Here is a 15,592-nt window from a genome sequence, read left to right as displayed (position 1 = left end):
GCAGGGGTTCGGATGAACCACCGGGAAGCGTACGGTGCGTCGTGGCTAGGCGGGAACGGAGCCCGCATCGCCGGTGGCCGGATCCGGGGCACGGAAGGTACGACGGTACGCCGACGGGGCGACTCCGGCCTCCGCCGCGAGGTGCCGGCGCAGCGAGGTGGCGGTGGCGAATCCGACCTCGTGGGCGACGCGTTCCACCGGCAGATCGCTGGACTCCAGCAGGTGCCGGGCCCGCCGCAGCCGCTGCGAGGTCAGCCAGCGGCCGGGGCTCAGACCGGTCTCTTCCTTGAAGCGCCGGGCGAAGGTACGGGTGCTCATCGTCGCGTGCGCTGCCAACTCGTCTAGTGACAGCGGCAGTTCAAGCCGCTGCAAGGCCCAGTCGCGGGTCGGCCCGGTGCCGGTTGCGCCCGTCGGCGGCAGTGGCCGCTCGATGTACTGTGCCTGCCCGCCGTCCCGGTACGGCGGCATGACGCAGAAACGGGCGACCTGGTTGGCGACCTCGGTGCCGTGGTCCTGGCGCAGCAGGTGCAGGCAGACGTCGAAGCCGCTGGCCGCCCCCGCCGAGGTCAACACGTCACCGTGGTCGACGAAAAGAACGCCGGTGTCGAGCTCGACCCGGGGGAACAGTTCCCGGAAGCGGTCGCTGAGCGCCCAGTGGGTGGTGGCCCGGCGCCCATCGAGGAGACCGGTGCCGGCCAGCAGGAAGGCACCGCTGCAGATCGACACCAGACGGGTGCCGGGCCGGACGCCGGAAAGCGCGTCCAGGGCCTTGGAGTCCGTGGCGGTGGCCGAGGACCGTGTGATCGCGTACCCAGGGATGATCACGGTGTCCGCCTCGGCCAGCACCTCGGGGCCGTGCCCGGGGGTGACGGTCAGGTCCGTGACGGTGCGCACGGGCTTCCCGTCCACGCCCGCGGTCACCACCTCGTAGCGGCCACCGGCGGCGCCCAGGACGTGTTGAGGTATGCCGAGTTCGAAGGGGTAGATCCCGTCGAGTACGAGGACGACCACCTTGTGGGCGCGAGGCCGCGGTCCTGGGGGCATCGCGCGATCCTGTTCGGCGGTGCGACCGGCTAGGTCGCGGGCGCCGGGAGCACCGGGGCCGGCATGGTGGACGGGCATGGCCAGAATGTATCGGAGGCTGACCTTTCCGCCATGGCCGAGGCCGGCTCGAACGGCAAGGATCGAGGCATGACCTCGACGGAGACCTTTGAGAACCCCGCCCCTTGGGCCGTCGTCGGGATCGAACGATCCGAGTGTCGATTCGAAGTCGGACGTGTCCGGCCGAACACAGGAGGTCTTCCATGGCCAAGGGTTACTGGGTCAGTGTCTACCCCGCCATTTCCGACCCTGAGAGGCTCACTGCCTACAACGAGCTGGCGGGTCCGGCTGTCCGGGCTGCGGGCGGGCGCGTCCTGACCCGTGGCGGTCGAGTCGTCGCCCACGAGGCCGGAATCACGCAGCGCGTCGTTCTGATCGAGTTCGACAGCTTCGAACAGGCGGTCGCGGCATACGAGAGCGAGGCATACAAGAAGGCGCTGGTGGCCCTCCCCGACGGCTTCGAGCGCGACTTCCGCATCATCGAGGGCATCGACTGACCCGCCGACCGACCGACGGGCCCAGCCATCGCCGAGCGCCTCCTCCGTGATCGACGACCCTGCACCGATGCACTCCCCAGCCGTTCTCGACGGCGCCATGGACGCTTGCTCCGTGCGGGCGCGCGTGGTGATGGCGACAGGGCGATGGTCGTCGGTCGCCCCCGGCGCAGGCCGCTGTGACGGCGGGGGGCCGGGCCGGGGGCGAAGGGGGCCGGGTTCAGGCGGTGGTGTGGCGCCGGCGGCGGAGGGCGAAGGCACCGCCGGCGAGCGCCAGGGCCGCGCCCGAACCGCCGAGGAGCAAGGGTGTCGAGGAGGGGGCGTCTTCCGTCTTCTTCGTGGCGCCGTAGCCGCTGGACATGCCCGTGGTGTCGTACGCCGAGCCGGGCAGCTTGTCGGCATAACGGGCCTTGACCAGCTTCTGGTAGTCGCTCAGCGAGACCGACGACCGGCCGTCCAGGCCCTGCCTGGCCTGGTCGTTGAGCGGTTCGACCGTGGTGAGCTTCAGTCGGTACCAGCCGCGGATCTGGGGCTCGGTGAACACCAGGGTCCCCACCGTGGCCGTGCCCGCGTACGTGGCGTCGCTGTCGCCCTCGCGCACGGCCGCCAAGTGCCATCCGCCACCCTCGGTCGGGGCGAGCATGACGGTGGCGTTCCGTCCGTTGACCGGGGCGTTCAGCGCGGAGACCAGATGACTCAGCCTGACCGCCTCGGTGGCGATCGGCAGGGACGTCCCCGCGACGAAGCCGGGGGTGATCTCATTCAGCGCCAACGGGTCCTTGACCGTGAACGCCGGCATGCCCTCGCACGGGTCGGCCTTGTCGGGGATCGGCTGCGGCGTCTCGACGCCGTCCCCCTGGGGCACCGGAACGCTGAGGAAGCGGCAGACGGCGTTGTGGACGTCGGCCGACTTCACAAGGTCGAGGGCGGCCCGGTAGTCCGGGATGTCCGCCGGGCGGGGGTCCCTGGGTGCGGCCGCGTGCGCGGGGCCGGCGACGGACAGCAGCGCGGATGCGCCCAGTGCCAGGACGGTGGTCAGGCGGGAGAGGCGGGGGGCCGCCCACCTGCCGGACGTTCTTCTTTCGTGCATGCCGCCTGCCTTAACGGGAGATGCCGATCCGGGAGTGGGTCCACTTGAACGAGCTGTTGCTGACGTAGTCGCCGTAGTTCCACCACGTGTAGGTGGCGGTGTCCGGCCACGGGTCGGCGACGGCGATGGTGTTGTTCGACGTGTCGAAGCCGTAGACGACGTTCATGTGGCCCCCGCCGGACGTCCAGCCGATGCGGGCGGCGACCGGCCGGGCCGCCTTGACGTCGGTGTAGACCTGGTTGAACGTGGCCGCGCTGCTCAGGCCCGAGCCGGGGTGGGTCATGCCGAGGCTGCTCCAGCCCCTGGCCATGTCGTCGAGCGTGGCGGGCTGGTTGTTGCAGCCGTAGTAAGGCTGGGCCCGGGTGCAGAAGTCCGTCTGCGTGCTGCCGTAGCCGTGGAACTTGGCGATCGTCAGCCCGGAGGCGACCCAGCACCACTGGGTCTTCTCCTGCTTGTACATGCCGATGGTGTCCTGCCCCGCCTCGGCGTGGGCCGGGCTCCCTGAGGCGGCGAGCAACGCCGAAGCCGTCAGGGCGACGGCCACCGTCCTGGCCGTGAACGTGGATCTGCCCATCTTCCTGCCTTCCCGCCAAAGTGCGATGCGTGCCGGGGGATCTGACAGGGGTATGACAGCACGGATTGGCGGCGTCACGCATGGTGTGTATAGAAACTGCACCTACAAGGATGAATCGTCATATATGCGATGACCCTCGCCACGACACCGTTCTCCGGCACGCGCTGCGCGCTGAACGCCGCCGGCAGGACGTTGCACCCGCCTGTTTGGGGCGCGGCGCGCGGGGTGCTTCCGATCGCTCCGAAACTGCGCCCGATTGGAGGGCCGTGGCGCCGGGGACGGGCGTCGTCACCGTGGACTGCGTGGCCCTGCCGTCCACGCAGCGCGCTGGCACCTCCGAGCAGGCGGGCCAGTCCCTGGCCGAGCTGGTGCGGCCGGCCCGCCGACGGAAAGCTCACCGTGCCGATCTGGCGCACCTACCCCCTGGCCGAGGCCACCCAGGCCCACGCCGACCTGGAAGCCCACCGCGACCGGGGCGAGGCCGTCCTGCTGCCCTGACGATGACCCCTGCGGCGGCCTCGTCGGCGTGGCCGGCCTGCGCAGCCGTACCGACGGCCCGCCCTGCCCAGGCCGCGTCGGCGGCCCGAGGAGCGAAGCGGGCCGACCCGGGTGTCCGTGCCTATCGTGGAAGGACTCCTTGATCGGAGAGCGGCGAGGGAAGGGAGGTGGATCGTGGGCGGGTCCGTCATCGACTACCAGTCGGTCTTCCAGTCCCTGCCGGGCGCCGTCGCCCTGCTGACCACCGACCTGGTGTACGCGGACGTCAACGGGGCGTACCTGCTGCTGTCCGGACGCACCCGCGAGCAGCTCGTCGGCCGCTACCTGTTCGACGTCTTTCCCGACAACCCCGACGACCCGGCGGCCACCGGGGTCCGCAACCTGCACGCCTCACTCCGGCGCGTCGTCGCCACCCGCGAGCGCGACACCATGGCCCTGCAACGCTACGACGTCGAGGACCTCGAACGGCCCGGCACGTGGCAGGAACGCTACTGGAGCCCGGTCAACACCCCCGTGCTCGCCCCGGACGGCAGCGTGGCGCTGCTGCTGCACCGTGTCGAGGAGGTCACCGAGCTCATCAAGGCCCGCGGTAGCCGCGGCCGCGACCGCACCCGGGTGCTGGAAGCCGAGCTCTACACCCGGGCCCGTGAACTCCAGGGCGTCAACGAGCGCCTGCGCCGGGCCCACGCCCGCGAACGCGAGGTCGCCCTCCACCTGCAGGAGGCCATGCTCCCCGCGCCCCGGCCGCTGGGCCACCACCGGGCCGCCGTGCGCTACCGGCCGGCGACCGGGGCGCTCAACGTCTGCGGCGACTGGTACGACCTCGCCGACCTGACCGGTACCGACCACACCGCCGTCGCGGTCGCGGTCGGCGACGTCGTCGGCCACGGCCTCATCGCCGCCGGCGTCATGGGCCAACTGCGCAGCGCCCTGTCCGCCGCCTCCCGCGTCGCCACCGGCCCCGCCCAGGCCCTGGAAGTCCTCGACCTGTACGCCCGCTCCGTGGACGGGGCGGAGAACACCACCGCCGCATCGGTCTTCGTGGACTGGACCGACCACACGCTCACCTACAGCTGTGCCGGCCACCCGCCGCCCGCCCTGTGCCGGCCCGACGGTACCGTCATCTTCCTCGACCAGGCCACCGACCCCCCGCTCGGCGCCCGTCCGGAGCACGTCCCCCGCCCCCAGGCCCGTACCGCCTTCGCCGAAGGCTCCGTCCTCGCGCTGTACACGGATGGTCTCGTCGAACGCCGCCGCGAGGACATCGACACCGGTCTCGACCGGCTCGCCCGCTCCCTCACCCGCCACCGCCTCGCCGACCCCGACACCCTCGCCGACGCCCTCCTGACCGACCTCATCCCACCCACCGGACTCACCGACGACACCGCCCTCATCGTCCTGCGTCTCTGATCCCCGTCCCAGTCCGTCGATCAGCGGCCTGAACGCGGCGGTGCCCGCCACCCCGGGGAGGGGCGGCGGGCACCGGGTCCGCGGCGGCCCTCACGGCCACCGGGCGCCTCACATGCAGGCGCGCGAGGACCAGTGGCTGCACCAGAGCGACTCGACGTAGGTCTCGGACTCCTCGTGCAGGCCCTGAAGGTCGAGGATGAAAGCCATGACACACCTCATTTCGTTGAGTTGAACGGCGACTGACCGGTCGGACGAACGGCCAGCCGTACGGTTTCTTGCTCTACCGGGACGCGGCCGCGTCCCGGTGGTCCAGGAGGGGAAGGGCGGTGCCCTTCGGGTTCGACGCCGCGTGCAGCGCCAGGAGGACGCCGGCCGAGCCGGTGGCCAGGTCGGTGGAGAGCCGGAACAGCTGGTGGCCGGGGACGGCCGCGCGGCCCTCGTGGCGGACGAGGTGCCAGGCCAGCCGTTCGACCTGCCGCGCCGCCTGCCCCCGCACCTGCGGCGAGGAGGAGCCGGCGAGCGCGCAGATCAGCCCGGCCCGGCCCTCGAACAGGCCCGGCATCAGCACGAACTCCGCCGCACAGGCCCGCTCCGCCTGCTCGACGGCCTCGGCCAGTCGGGGGTCGTCACGGTGGCGCAGCAGCGCCCTGGCCGCCACCGCCGCGCCCGCCGAGCCCGCGCCCAGGTAGGCCGTGGCCCGGTCGTCCTCGGTGAGCAGCAGGCCCTTCCCGTCGAGCCGGGCCGTGGCCAGGTCCCGGGCGAGGGCGGCCTCCGCGGCCTGCAGCCAGCGCGCCTCACCGGTGTGCTCGAACAGCCGGACCAGGAACAGCGCCACGCCCGAACCGCCGTGCAGCAGGCCGACCCGCCCGCGCCCGAGCGCAGGAGCCTCCGGGCCGGTCAGCACCCCGGCCACCGTCACCGCCTCCTCGGCCAGGGACGGATCGGCGCAGCGGTCCGCGAAGTGCAGCAGGTTCAGCCCGATGCCCGCCAGGCCCGACGCCAGGTCCGCACCCAGCACGCCGAGTCCGCTGCGCACCTCCCGCAGCGTCCCCGCCCGCCGCAGCACGTCCAGTGCGTCGTCCCGCCGCCCCATCCGCTCAAGCGCCAGCGCCGCGCCGTGCAGCCCGTCGTACAGGCCCGGGCGGACGACCTTCGGGTCGCGGGCAGCCCGTAGCAGCCACTCCACGTGCTCCCCGGGCACCGGGTACCCGGCCTCCGCGAGCGCGTACAGGACGCCCGAGGCGCCGTGTGCGAGGTCGACCCCGGCCCGCGCGAACTGCTCCGGGTCGCCCGGGTACAGACGGTCGGTGCGGTGCGGGGTCGCGGCGGCGAGGATCCCCTCGGCCAGGTCGTCCATCACCCGCCGCACCCCGGCCGGGTCGTCCAGGGCCGGCAGCACGGCTGCGGCCCCGGTGCCGGTGGCTCCTGTGTCCACGGCTCTGGTGCCCGCGGCCCCGGCGCCGGCCCCGGCGCCGTCGGCGCGCGTGGCGAGCTCGACGCGCCCGGCCGGCAGGGCGCCGCCCGTGGCCGCGGCCAGCCGGGCGACCAGTTCCTGCGCCCACCCGTCGGGCAGGGCGAAGCGCTCGGCGGCGGCGCGGGCGAGGTGCCCGGCCTTGGCGGAGTCCAGCTCGATCAGGAAGGTCAGCGGCAGGAACAGGAACAACCGCAGGCAGGCCAGCGCGTACTCGTCCACGGCCGTCCCCGAACGGGCAGCGGGGGAGATGAACCCCGGGGCGCCGAAGGCCGGCGGGACACCGTCGGCCAGGTCGAAGGCCAGCTCGAAGTCCACCAGCGCCAGGCGGCCGTCCGGGCGCACCATCACGTTGCCCGGGTGCAGGTCGCCGAAGGCCACCCCGCGCTCGTGCAGCGTGCGCAGCATCGCCGCGAGCTGCTCCGCGAAGTCCAGCGCCTGCGCCGTGTACTCGGCGATCCGCTCCGGGCCCGCGTCGCCGTCCAGCAGCGGGTGACGCCCGGTGAACAGGAAGCGCTCCAGCTTCTCGCCCTCGACGAACTCCTCGACCAGGTACTCGTGCTCCCACACCACCCGGTGCTCGTACAACCGGGGCACGAAGTCCAGCCCGTCGAGGCGCCGCAGCATGTCCCGCTCGCGGTGCAGCCGCACCACCGCGTCCGCTCCGTGCTGGTCCAGGCCGGCCAGCGGCCGCGCCTCGCGCAGGACCACCAGCCGCCCGTCCCGCCGGTCGCGGGCCTTGTAGACGCCACCGCCGTTGGAGAAGTGCAGGGCGCGCTCGATCGTGTAGGGGAACTCCTCGGGTGCGCCCTGCTCCAAGGCCCTGGCCTCGATCTGGGCGGCCAGGAACGCCGGGACCTCCACCCACTGCGGCACCGAGAACACCGGCCGGCGCAGGTCCGGCACCAGGCGGCCGTCCGCGTCGCGCAGCGCCGAGACCGTCCGGCCCTGCGCGTCCAGGCAGTACAGCTGCCGGAACGCCCCGTACCGGACGAACAGCAGGCTGTCGCGCCAGCGCAGGTCGCTCAGGATGTACGGGCCGCGCCGCCCCTTCAACAGCGGCTCGAGGCCCTCCAGGACGCGCCGGAGCTCCTGCTCGTCCAGCGGGTAGAGCGTCAGCAGCTTTCCGCTGGAACCGCGCGGCGCGTATTTCGAATTGGCCTTCAGGACGATCTCAGGGCTCGCCAGGAATTTCACGCTGACCCGCTCGTCCCGGCAGAATCCGATCACGGTGTCGATGATCTGCGGCGCCTCGTCCAGCGCCCCCGACACGTGCACCTTCCAGCCCTGCTCGGGCAGCGTGACCCCTTCGGGGTGCAGGTAGACCCACACGCCGTCCCGGCTGCGCCGCCAGCCCGGCGGCACCGGGCCGACCGCCGCCGGGTACAACTCGCCGGCGTCGTCGCGCACTGCCGGGTCGTCGTAGAAGACCTGGTCGACCTGGCAGTACGGCTCGTAGTCCGATGGACGCACCTCGCGGTTCCCCCTCTCCTGAGCTCGACGGGGCGGCGCGGAACGCGCCCGGCCCCGGATTCACGACTTCCGGCGTCCCGAGTTCCCGACATCGGGTCGTCCCGACCGAGCGTTCGGCCCGGCGGGACACACATCTATCCACGCCCCGGAATTCCGGGCAACCCGTTGCCAATTCATGTCCCGCGTGTTAACCGCCGTAATTCACCGGCCGATTGCGCCCGAATTGCCCGTCGGCACCTTCGGCCGGAACCCGTCGAACCCGGCCTCCCCGCGAGCCGTTGGGCGCCTGCCGCCACCTGCGGCGACGGCCGGAGGAGCGCCCGTCGAGTGCTGCCACGTCACTCCCACCCCACGCGTTTCGGCCAACTCGCCCTCCGCATGCCGAAAACCGGTCTCCCGCCCGCGCCAGTCGGTCGTCGGTTTCTGCCGCTCCTCGGGGCGCTCGACCATGGGCAGGGGGCCGGTGGGATCTCGGTGAGCGGGGCGCCGGGGATGTTCTGGGCGAGGTGGCGGTGCAGGGCGGGGGCCTCTGAGCGCCCGATCTGTCCGGAAGGGCACCGAACTCTGCCCAAGGGCTGCATGCGCGGCTCTGGCCGCTTCACCGTGCACGACGGGACTCTGGTGGGTGGAGATCGGCGGGTTGCGGACGAATCCGGGAGCGGGCGTGTTCCAGAGCGGCAAGCAGGCGGACGTTGTCAACGACAAGGCGAGCGGAGCGAGTCGGCCGCGCGGCACCGGGCCGGCGTCGCAGCCCCTGCAACGCCTGCAACGCACCGTCGGGAACGCCGCGGTGGTGCAGATGCTCCAGCGGGCCGGGCACCTCCCGGCGGGAAGGCGGCTTCAGCTCCTCGTCGACGACGGTCGTCAGGACGAGCAGCCGCAGGTGCAGCGCTCCACCGTGCACGACGTCCTGCGCTCTCCCGGCCGCCCGCTGGACACGGCGACCCGCGACGACATGGAGTCCCGGTTCGGCGCGGACTTCTCCGACGTCCGCATCCACGACGACCACCGCGCCAGGAACTCCGCCGCCGAGGTCGGCGCCCGCGCGTACACCTCGGGAAGCCATGTGGTGATCGGCGAAGGCGGGGGCGATCACCACACCCTCGCGCACGAACTGACCCATGTCATCCAGCAGCGACAGGGCCCGGTGGCGGGCACAGACAACGGCACCGGCCTGCGCGTCTCCGATCCGTCGGACCGCTTCGAGCGGGAGGCCGAGGCGAACGCGACCCGCCTGATGTCCACGGGTGCCCGGCACGCGGCGGACGCGGCGGACACGGCGCGGCCCGGCCGTGCGGTGCGAAAGGACGCGCCGCCGTCCTCCGCGACGACCGTTCAGGGCGCCTGGGAGATGCGGGACGGCACGTACCAGTTCGTCGAGGACGACGACTCCGTGTTCCAGGCTTCGCTGCACGAGGCGACGGGCGACACGAAGAAGCTGAGGCGGGAGCTCGCCGAGAAGTGGCTTGAGGCTGCCGGCCTGGGGGAGAACGACAAACGGTCGGCGTACTACAGGAGCACCGCGTACCGCTCTCTCGACACCTTCCTGAAGTCAGGTCCGGAACGCGAGTACGGGCCGAACGACCAGGCGCGGTTCATGAACGAACTGGCCGCCTACAGTGCGGGCAAGGACGCCGACAAACAGGACGAACTCCTCACATCGGTGGTGGAGTTGGGCGACTGGATCGAGAAGACGTACCCACCCGGCACGTTCGTCTACGTCGGCCTTGGGCGCAGCCCGGCCGCCGTCATGGCGCACCTCCAGAGCAGGAACCCCCGCATCACCCACTCGATTCCGTTGTCGAGCTTCCGCCCCGGACCGGAGGACCCGGGTTCGATCCTCGGGAAGGTGCTCACCACCAAGTCGCGGGAGAGGAACTGGTTCGGCCGTAAGTCCGCGGTGAGCCGGCCGAGCGCCCCGCCGTCCGAACAGCAGCAGGCCATGCTCGACGCTCACTTCGCCGAGTTCCTGCCGAAGGACCTGCCGGGCAAGGTCCTCCTCATCGACTACACGCAGTCGGCGCAGTCGCTGGTCTCGGCCCAGCACTATCTGCAGCGCTACCTCGGCAAGAAGACACCCGTGTACGGCCTCGCCCTGCACGAGGACCGGCACCAGGCGCAGGTACGGGCCGTGTACGAGGCCGTCACCGTCGACGAGGAGGTGCCGATGCCGTACAGCCCCACCGATCTCGACGTCATCGAAGACCTCGCCGACGAACGCGCGACCTGGGGAGAGCGGTTCGCCTCCAGGAACGTCGGGGACGACACCCCGCTCGCGGAAGCGTTCCGGCGGGAGCTGTTCGACGAGTACTCCCAGTACGGCTCCTACACGCTTCTGGAACAGGAACTCCAGTCGTTCGAGGCGGGACGGCCCCGCACGAGCGACGAACGGGAGGCCTACCAGGTCCTCAAGGAGGAGATCGAGAAGCTGGACAAGTCCCGCGGCGCGCGTTCCTGACGCCTGACGGCCCCGCCCCGGGGCGGATCAGGCCGGCGGACTGCCAGACTTGCGGTCATGACTTCCGATCAGCGGCGCCCGTTGTGGCGTCCTTTCTCCGAGCCTGCCGCCGACCTGCCCGTCCAAGCCTCCCCCGCAGCCCGGCTGACGGCCGTGGAACGGGCACCGTTCCTGGAACCCGCCCCCGCCCCTGCCGTCGCCGCCGCCGCCGAAGCGGCGCAGCCGGCGGTGAACGGCACCGCCCGCCGACCGCTCGACCCCGGCAGCCTGGCCACCTCGGCGACCAGCGGCTGACCGCGGGCCGTCACGAGCACATGCGGCGGCCGGGACAGCTCCCGGCCGCCGCTCCCTCCGCCTGCTGCGCCTCGTCCCACCCGTCGCAGGCGGGCCGATTCCCGCCGCTGTGGCAAGGGCCACGGGCAGGGGCGGAGCCAGAACCCGTTGGACCGGCCGCACCTGCCGGTGGAGGACTTCTCCATGTTCGACGAGGCCGAAGCGGCCGTCGAACTGACCTCCGGCTACCTGCGGATCACCCAGCCGCGCAAGCCGTACGTGGGCCGGGATGCGGTGGCGGAGAAATCAGCGGCAATGCCTAGCTGAGCAATGAGATCATCACGGATATGACCCCTCCTCGGCTCACTCACCCGCAGCTAGAGCGCGTCGTGGCTTCGCTGCGGGGCCTGCGCATCACGGGAGTCGAGTACGCCCTGATGACCGGCAGGGATGAGGGCGGGCGCGAGCCGCTGACCTGGGATTACGGGACGTCCCACGAGGCGGCTCACGGGTGTCAGCTGACCACGGACATCGGAGTCGTGTTCACCTTTACATGGGGGAGCGCCTTCGGGCGCTACGGCTTGGAGGTCTTCGATCGTCCCGTTGAGGAGTTCCTCGTCAACATCGGCGAGTCGTGGGGTCCAGTCGTCCTGCCGGTTGTCGGCCATCCTCACTGGCAGCAACTGCTGGGTCGGGAAATCGTCGACACCGAGTTGGCATGGGTCGACTGGGTCTCGGGAGATGCGACACCGTGCTGGGTGCGTCTGGACCTCGGCCCCGACGCGATGCTGCGAACCACGCCAGAGTCGGTATGGATCGCCGCCGGCCGCTGGGAGGGTGACCGGTTCCTTTTCGCCACCGACGACGTGACAGTGATCTTCGACCGAGCCGAGGCCATTCGCACGGCGATCATGAAGTAGTCGCGGCGACGAGGCTCTGGAGCAGGGCCCCGCATTGGTCTGGTTCGCCGGCGGCCGGCCCACCTGGGCACCGGATGCGGCCTGGCCGCTACCCGAGCTGCCCGATGACGCGGACGACCCGGCCACACCGCTGACCCCGTACCGGCCATGACGGACAGCGGTCACCGGTGTTGCTTCTAGATGGTCGCACCCCGGCGTCGCGACAAGAGCGATTGCAGGGCGACGCCGAGGGCGATCAGCTCCGCGGCGGCGAGGGCCGTGACACCGGCCCAGCCGTACGGCAGGCTCGCCGCGACCGGCAGGGCCACCAGCAGGGCGATCCCTTGCAGGACGGTGGAGACCATCACCAGCTGCTGCACCGACCGGCCCTTCCGCCTGCGCATCACCGTGATCCCCCACAGCAGCGGGAAGACCAGGCAGACGATTGCGAGGAGGGCGAAGAGCGGCACAGCGGCCACGGCCCCCATGTCCCCACCGCCGGGTGAGTCGTCGCCGGGGACGGGCACCGGATGGTCCGCGTCCCAGTTCGCGACCAGCGCCGCCTCCACGAACACGGCCGGGAACACCCCCGAGCCCAGCGCCGCCGCGCCGAACCGGGCCCGACGCACTGTGCTGTCTCCTGCCGCCATTCACCGCTCCCGCGTCAACCGCTCCGCTGGGTCGACGAGTTCGCCGCACCACGTCCTACATGATCAATAATAGCGGGATGCCGATTGGCGGCATGGTCGTCCGACTGACCATTGCGACGACAGGCCCGTCCTCGTCGGCCTCACCCATCCCGACAACCGCGCTGCGGCAGGTCGCGTCCCGCCGAAGGAACTACGCAGCCGATGCGGCGAGTTGGACGACGCCTGCGCCCTCATCGCGCGGCTCGCCTGGGCGGCGGCGAGGAGTTCGGCCTCGGCAGCGTGAACGTCTCCTCCGTGCGGGCGCGTGCTGCGGGCTGCGGGCTCGAGGAACAGGCCGAGGGCCCCGGGCTCAGCCCCGGCCCGCCTGCACCGCCGCGACCGCCGGCTGTGCACATCGAGTTGCCCGGTGCGCGCCGGGCAACTCGGGCCGGTCCTCTGGAGTGATGCGCTCGATCAGGTCGGCGACCGGCAGCGGACCGGCCGACTGGCGCGGAGCCGTTCTCTTCGCAGACCCGCACGCACCCCGTGCGGTGGGGCCGGGCACGACGCCGGCCTCACAGTTCGATGTCCGGGTGCAGACTGGCCGGGGTCCAGCTGCGCCGGCGCCGGACGCCGAGACTGCTGAGTGCCAGGCAGCCGAGCGCGAAGGCGGCCAGGACGGCGGCGTCGCGAAGGAGGTGGCCGGTCTGGCCCCCGGAGATGGTCACCCTGAGGCCGTCGACGAGGTAGGTCATCGGCAGCAGGGGGTGCAGCGCCTGGAAGAAGCCCGGTGTGGTGGGCATCGGGTAGAGGCCTCCCGAGGCGGTGAGCTGGAGGATGAGCAGGACGAGCGAGAGCACGTCGCCGGCCACGCCGAGGGTGGTGCGCAGCAGGTGGTCGACGGCGACGAAGGATCCGGCGGCCAGGACGAGCAGTGCGACGGTGGCGGCGGGGTGGTCGGCGTGCAGGCCGAGTCCGAGGTCGACGACGGTGTAGAGGATGACGGCGGCCAGGGCGCCGAGTGCGGCGGCGGGCAGCCAGCCTCCGACCGCGACGCTGGTGGAGCGGGTTCGGCTCGCGAGGGCCCGTCGGTTGAACGGGCGCAGGAGGAGGTAGGCGAAGAGGCCGAAGACCCACAGGGCGATGGCGAAGAAGAAGGGTGCCAGTCCGCGTCCGTAGACGCCGGCGGGGTGGAGGTTGGTGCGGTCGATGTGGACGGGCGTGCCGAGGGTGGTGGCGGCGGCGGTGGCCTGCTGGTCGGTCAGGTCCGGAATGTGCCTGAGCTGGTCGTCGATCGTGCTGGAGAGCTGGGTGGCGCCGTCGTGTGCCTGGTTGGCGGCGCTGGTGGCCGCGCCGGCGCCCTTCTGGAGGGCTTCGACGGCTCCGGTGAGGGTGGTGGTGCCGGTGGCGACGCCCTGCGCGCCGGTGTCGACCAGTTTGAGGGGAGTGGTCACGGCGGTGGTCTGCTGCTGGAGTGAGGCGGCCTTGGTCTGGAGGTCCTGGGCTGCGGTCAGTGTCTGGGCGGCGGTGGTGTGGGCGGCGGCCGCCCCGGAGTCGATCCGCCCGGCGGCGCTGTCGGCCTGGTCGGCGTCGCGCAACGCGCGCTGGTAGGCGGGGTCCTGGGCCAGGTCGGGGTGGTCCGCCGCCAGTTGCCGGAGGTCGGTCACGGCGGTGGCGGTGCCCTGTTTGACCTGTGAGGTGCCGGTGTGCACGGTGGCCGTGCCCTGGGACGCGAGGGAGGCCGCGGTGACCAGGGCGGCCGTGGCGGTGGGGATCTGCCGTGCGGCCGTGGTGTCGAGCCTGTCGGCGGCGGTGTCCACCTCGGTGATGGCCTGGCTGATCTGCCGGGCGCCCGTGGCCAGTTGGGTGGTGCCGGTGCTCACCGTGGAGTTCGCGGCGGCGAAGGCCGCGCTCGCCTGTTGGGCCGTGGTCGAGGCGGTGAGGAGCTGTTGGGCACCGGCCGAGGCAGTGGTCAGTTGCCGCCGCACCTGGGAGAGTTCGCCGTAGAGGGCGTGTGCGTAGGCCTCGTGGGTGGCGGAGTTGATCTGGGCCTCCAGCTTGGACTGGACGACCTCGGTCATCACGCCCGCGATGTAGTTGTTGGCGTCGTTGAGCTCCATCCGGATGCCGGCCTGCAGGGGCTGTGGGTCGGTCGCGCTCGACAGGCGGTTGCTGAAGTCGGCGGGGATCCGGATGGTGAAGGCGTAGCGGCCGCTGCGCAGACCGCTGCTCGCGGTGTCCTCGTCGACGAAGCGCCATGCGAAGGTGCCGGCGGCTTTGAGCTTCTCGACGATCTGGGTGCCGGCGTCGACGGTGGCGCCCTGGGGGGTCGTGGCCGGGCGGTCGAGATTGACGACCGCCACGGGGACGCGGTCGGTCTTGCCGTACGGATCCCAGTTGGCCCACAGGTACATCGCCCCGTACAGCAGGGGTATCAGGCACAGCAGAGCGGGCACGAGGCGGCGCAGAGGCCCGCGGAAGCGTCGCAGTTCCAGGTAGGCCAGGCGCAGGACGGTCATGCGGCCGTCTCCTTCGCGGCTGTCGGAGCGGTCGGGCGTCCGGTGTGGCGGCGGGGCAGGGCGAGCAGGGCCGCGCCGTCGGCAGGGGCTGCGGGTGGGTCGGTGGCGGCGGCCAGCACGGTGCAGCCGCAGGCCCGCACGGCTTCCAGGGCCTGCCAGGCGTGCTCGCGGTCCTCCGCGGGGCAGTCCCGGTCGAGTGAGTCGACCACGAGCACCGGGGGCCGGGCCGCCAGGGCGAGGGCGACGGCGAGGAGCAGGGCGTCGAGCGGTCCCAGATCCTCGACCAGGGACTCCGGGCGCAGCCTCAGCCCGACCCGCCGCGCCGCCTCGACGACCCGGCGGGGTGTGACGTCCCGCTCCAGCCAGCAGCGCTCGGCGATCACTTCGCTCGTCCGGAGCCGGCCCTCCAAGTCCACGGCCCCGTCCGCGCGGGCGAGCGCCACCAGGCGCCGGACGTGCCGGGCGCCACGGCCGGGGCACCGGTGGCGCCCGACTTCCACGGCACCGGTGTGCAGGCGCATGCGCCCGGCCAGTGCCAACAGGAGCGACGTGCGACCGGATCCTCCCGGCCCGTGCACCACCAGCAGACCGCCCGCGCTCACGTCGAGGTCGACGTTCTCGAACACCGGCCCCCGAGGGCCGCGCACCCCGATGCCCCGGGCCGTCACCGCTTCACCAGATATCTCCACCCGGGTCTGCTAAC

The 15,592-nt window shown here is 72.1% G+C and carries 14 protein-coding genes; 7 read left to right on the top strand and 7 right to left on the bottom strand.

Features of this window, described 5'->3' with window-relative positions; translation table 11 throughout:
• Nucleotides 1-45: 45 nt before the first annotated feature.
• On the bottom strand, nt 46-1,044 hold the full coding sequence (locus tag PUR71_RS12870; RefSeq protein WP_329927079.1) for a GlxA family transcriptional regulator: 999 nt from the start codon (nt 1,042-1,044) through the stop codon (nt 46-48).
• 260 nt (nt 1,045-1,304) lie between these two features.
• Between PUR71_RS12870 and PUR71_RS12865 the strand changes: the two genes are divergently transcribed.
• Entirely contained in the window at nt 1,305-1,598 is a 294-nt protein-coding gene (locus tag PUR71_RS12865) for a DUF1330 domain-containing protein (RefSeq protein ID WP_329927078.1), read from the top strand.
• A 217-nt stretch (nt 1,599-1,815) separates the two neighbouring features.
• Here PUR71_RS12865 and PUR71_RS12860 read toward each other — a convergent pair whose 3' ends face one another.
• Entirely contained in the window at nt 1,816-2,685 is an 870-nt protein-coding gene (locus PUR71_RS12860) for a hypothetical protein (protein ID WP_329927077.1), read from the bottom strand.
• Between the two features lie 10 nt (nt 2,686-2,695).
• A complete protein-coding gene (locus PUR71_RS12855; RefSeq protein WP_329927076.1) occupies nt 2,696-3,259 on the bottom strand; it encodes a papain-like cysteine protease family protein in 564 nt (187 codons plus the stop codon).
• Between the two features lie 399 nt (nt 3,260-3,658).
• On the opposite strand from PUR71_RS12855, the gene PUR71_RS12850 reads away from it, so the two are divergent.
• Nucleotides 3,659-3,757, top strand: a complete 99-nt coding sequence (locus PUR71_RS12850) for a hypothetical protein (protein ID WP_329927075.1) — start codon at nt 3,659-3,661, stop codon at nt 3,755-3,757.
• A gap of 174 nt (nt 3,758-3,931) precedes the next feature.
• A complete protein-coding gene (locus PUR71_RS12845; RefSeq protein ID WP_329927074.1) occupies nt 3,932-5,167 on the top strand; it encodes a PP2C family protein-serine/threonine phosphatase in 1,236 nt (411 codons plus the stop codon).
• 280 nt (nt 5,168-5,447) lie between these two features.
• Here PUR71_RS12845 and lanKC read toward each other — a convergent pair whose 3' ends face one another.
• On the bottom strand, nt 5,448-8,111 hold the full coding sequence (gene lanKC, locus PUR71_RS12840; RefSeq protein ID WP_329927073.1) for a class III lanthionine synthetase LanKC: 2,664 nt from the start codon (nt 8,109-8,111) through the stop codon (nt 5,448-5,450).
• A 664-nt stretch (nt 8,112-8,775) separates the two neighbouring features.
• Here lanKC and PUR71_RS12835 point away from each other — a divergent pair.
• The 4 genes from PUR71_RS12835 to PUR71_RS12820 all read left to right on the top strand — a co-directional run bounded on the left by PUR71_RS12835 (nt 8,776) and on the right by PUR71_RS12820 (nt 11,762).
• The gene (locus PUR71_RS12835; protein ID WP_329927072.1) at nt 8,776-10,569 is read left to right on the top strand and encodes an eCIS core domain-containing protein; all 1,794 of its coding nucleotides are present in this window, start codon (nt 8,776-8,778) and stop codon (nt 10,567-10,569) included.
• Nucleotides 10,570-10,626: 57 nt separating this feature from the next.
• Entirely contained in the window at nt 10,627-10,863 is a 237-nt protein-coding gene (locus PUR71_RS12830) for a hypothetical protein (RefSeq protein ID WP_329927071.1), read from the top strand.
• Nucleotides 10,864-11,046: 183 nt separating this feature from the next.
• Nucleotides 11,047-11,169 carry a hypothetical protein gene (locus tag PUR71_RS12825; protein ID WP_329927070.1) on the top strand — a complete coding sequence of 41 codons (123 nt, stop codon included), beginning with the start codon at nt 11,047-11,049 and terminating at the stop codon, nt 11,167-11,169.
• A gap of 62 nt (nt 11,170-11,231) precedes the next feature.
• Complete coding sequence (locus tag PUR71_RS12820) at nt 11,232-11,762, top strand: hypothetical protein (protein ID WP_329927069.1); 531 nt, start codon at nt 11,232-11,234, stop codon at nt 11,760-11,762.
• Between the two features lie 176 nt (nt 11,763-11,938).
• Here the strand turns inward: PUR71_RS12820 and PUR71_RS12815 are convergent, their stop codons facing one another.
• The 3 genes from PUR71_RS12815 to PUR71_RS12805 all read right to left on the bottom strand — a co-directional run bounded on the left by PUR71_RS12815 (nt 11,939) and on the right by PUR71_RS12805 (nt 15,578).
• The gene (locus PUR71_RS12815; RefSeq protein WP_329927068.1) at nt 11,939-12,370 is read right to left on the bottom strand and encodes a hypothetical protein; all 432 of its coding nucleotides are present in this window, start codon (nt 12,368-12,370) and stop codon (nt 11,939-11,941) included.
• Nucleotides 12,371-12,945: 575 nt separating this feature from the next.
• Nucleotides 12,946-14,889, bottom strand: coding sequence for a YhgE/Pip family protein (locus PUR71_RS12810; protein ID WP_329927067.1), 1,944 nt, complete (start codon nt 14,887-14,889; stop codon nt 12,946-12,948).
• Nucleotides 14,886-15,578, bottom strand: coding sequence for an ATP-binding cassette domain-containing protein (locus PUR71_RS12805; RefSeq protein WP_329927066.1), 693 nt, complete (start codon nt 15,576-15,578; stop codon nt 14,886-14,888). The genes PUR71_RS12810 and PUR71_RS12805 overlap by 4 nt, the downstream gene beginning before the upstream one ends.
• Nucleotides 15,579-15,592 lie beyond the last annotated feature (14 nt).

The organism is Streptomyces sp. SP17BM10 (assembly GCF_036322405.1).
Lineage (GTDB): Bacteria > Actinomycetota > Actinomycetes > Streptomycetales > Streptomycetaceae > Kitasatospora.
The sequence above is the reverse complement of the archived record's forward strand: the minus strand, read 5'-3'. Positions and strand labels throughout refer to the sequence as shown.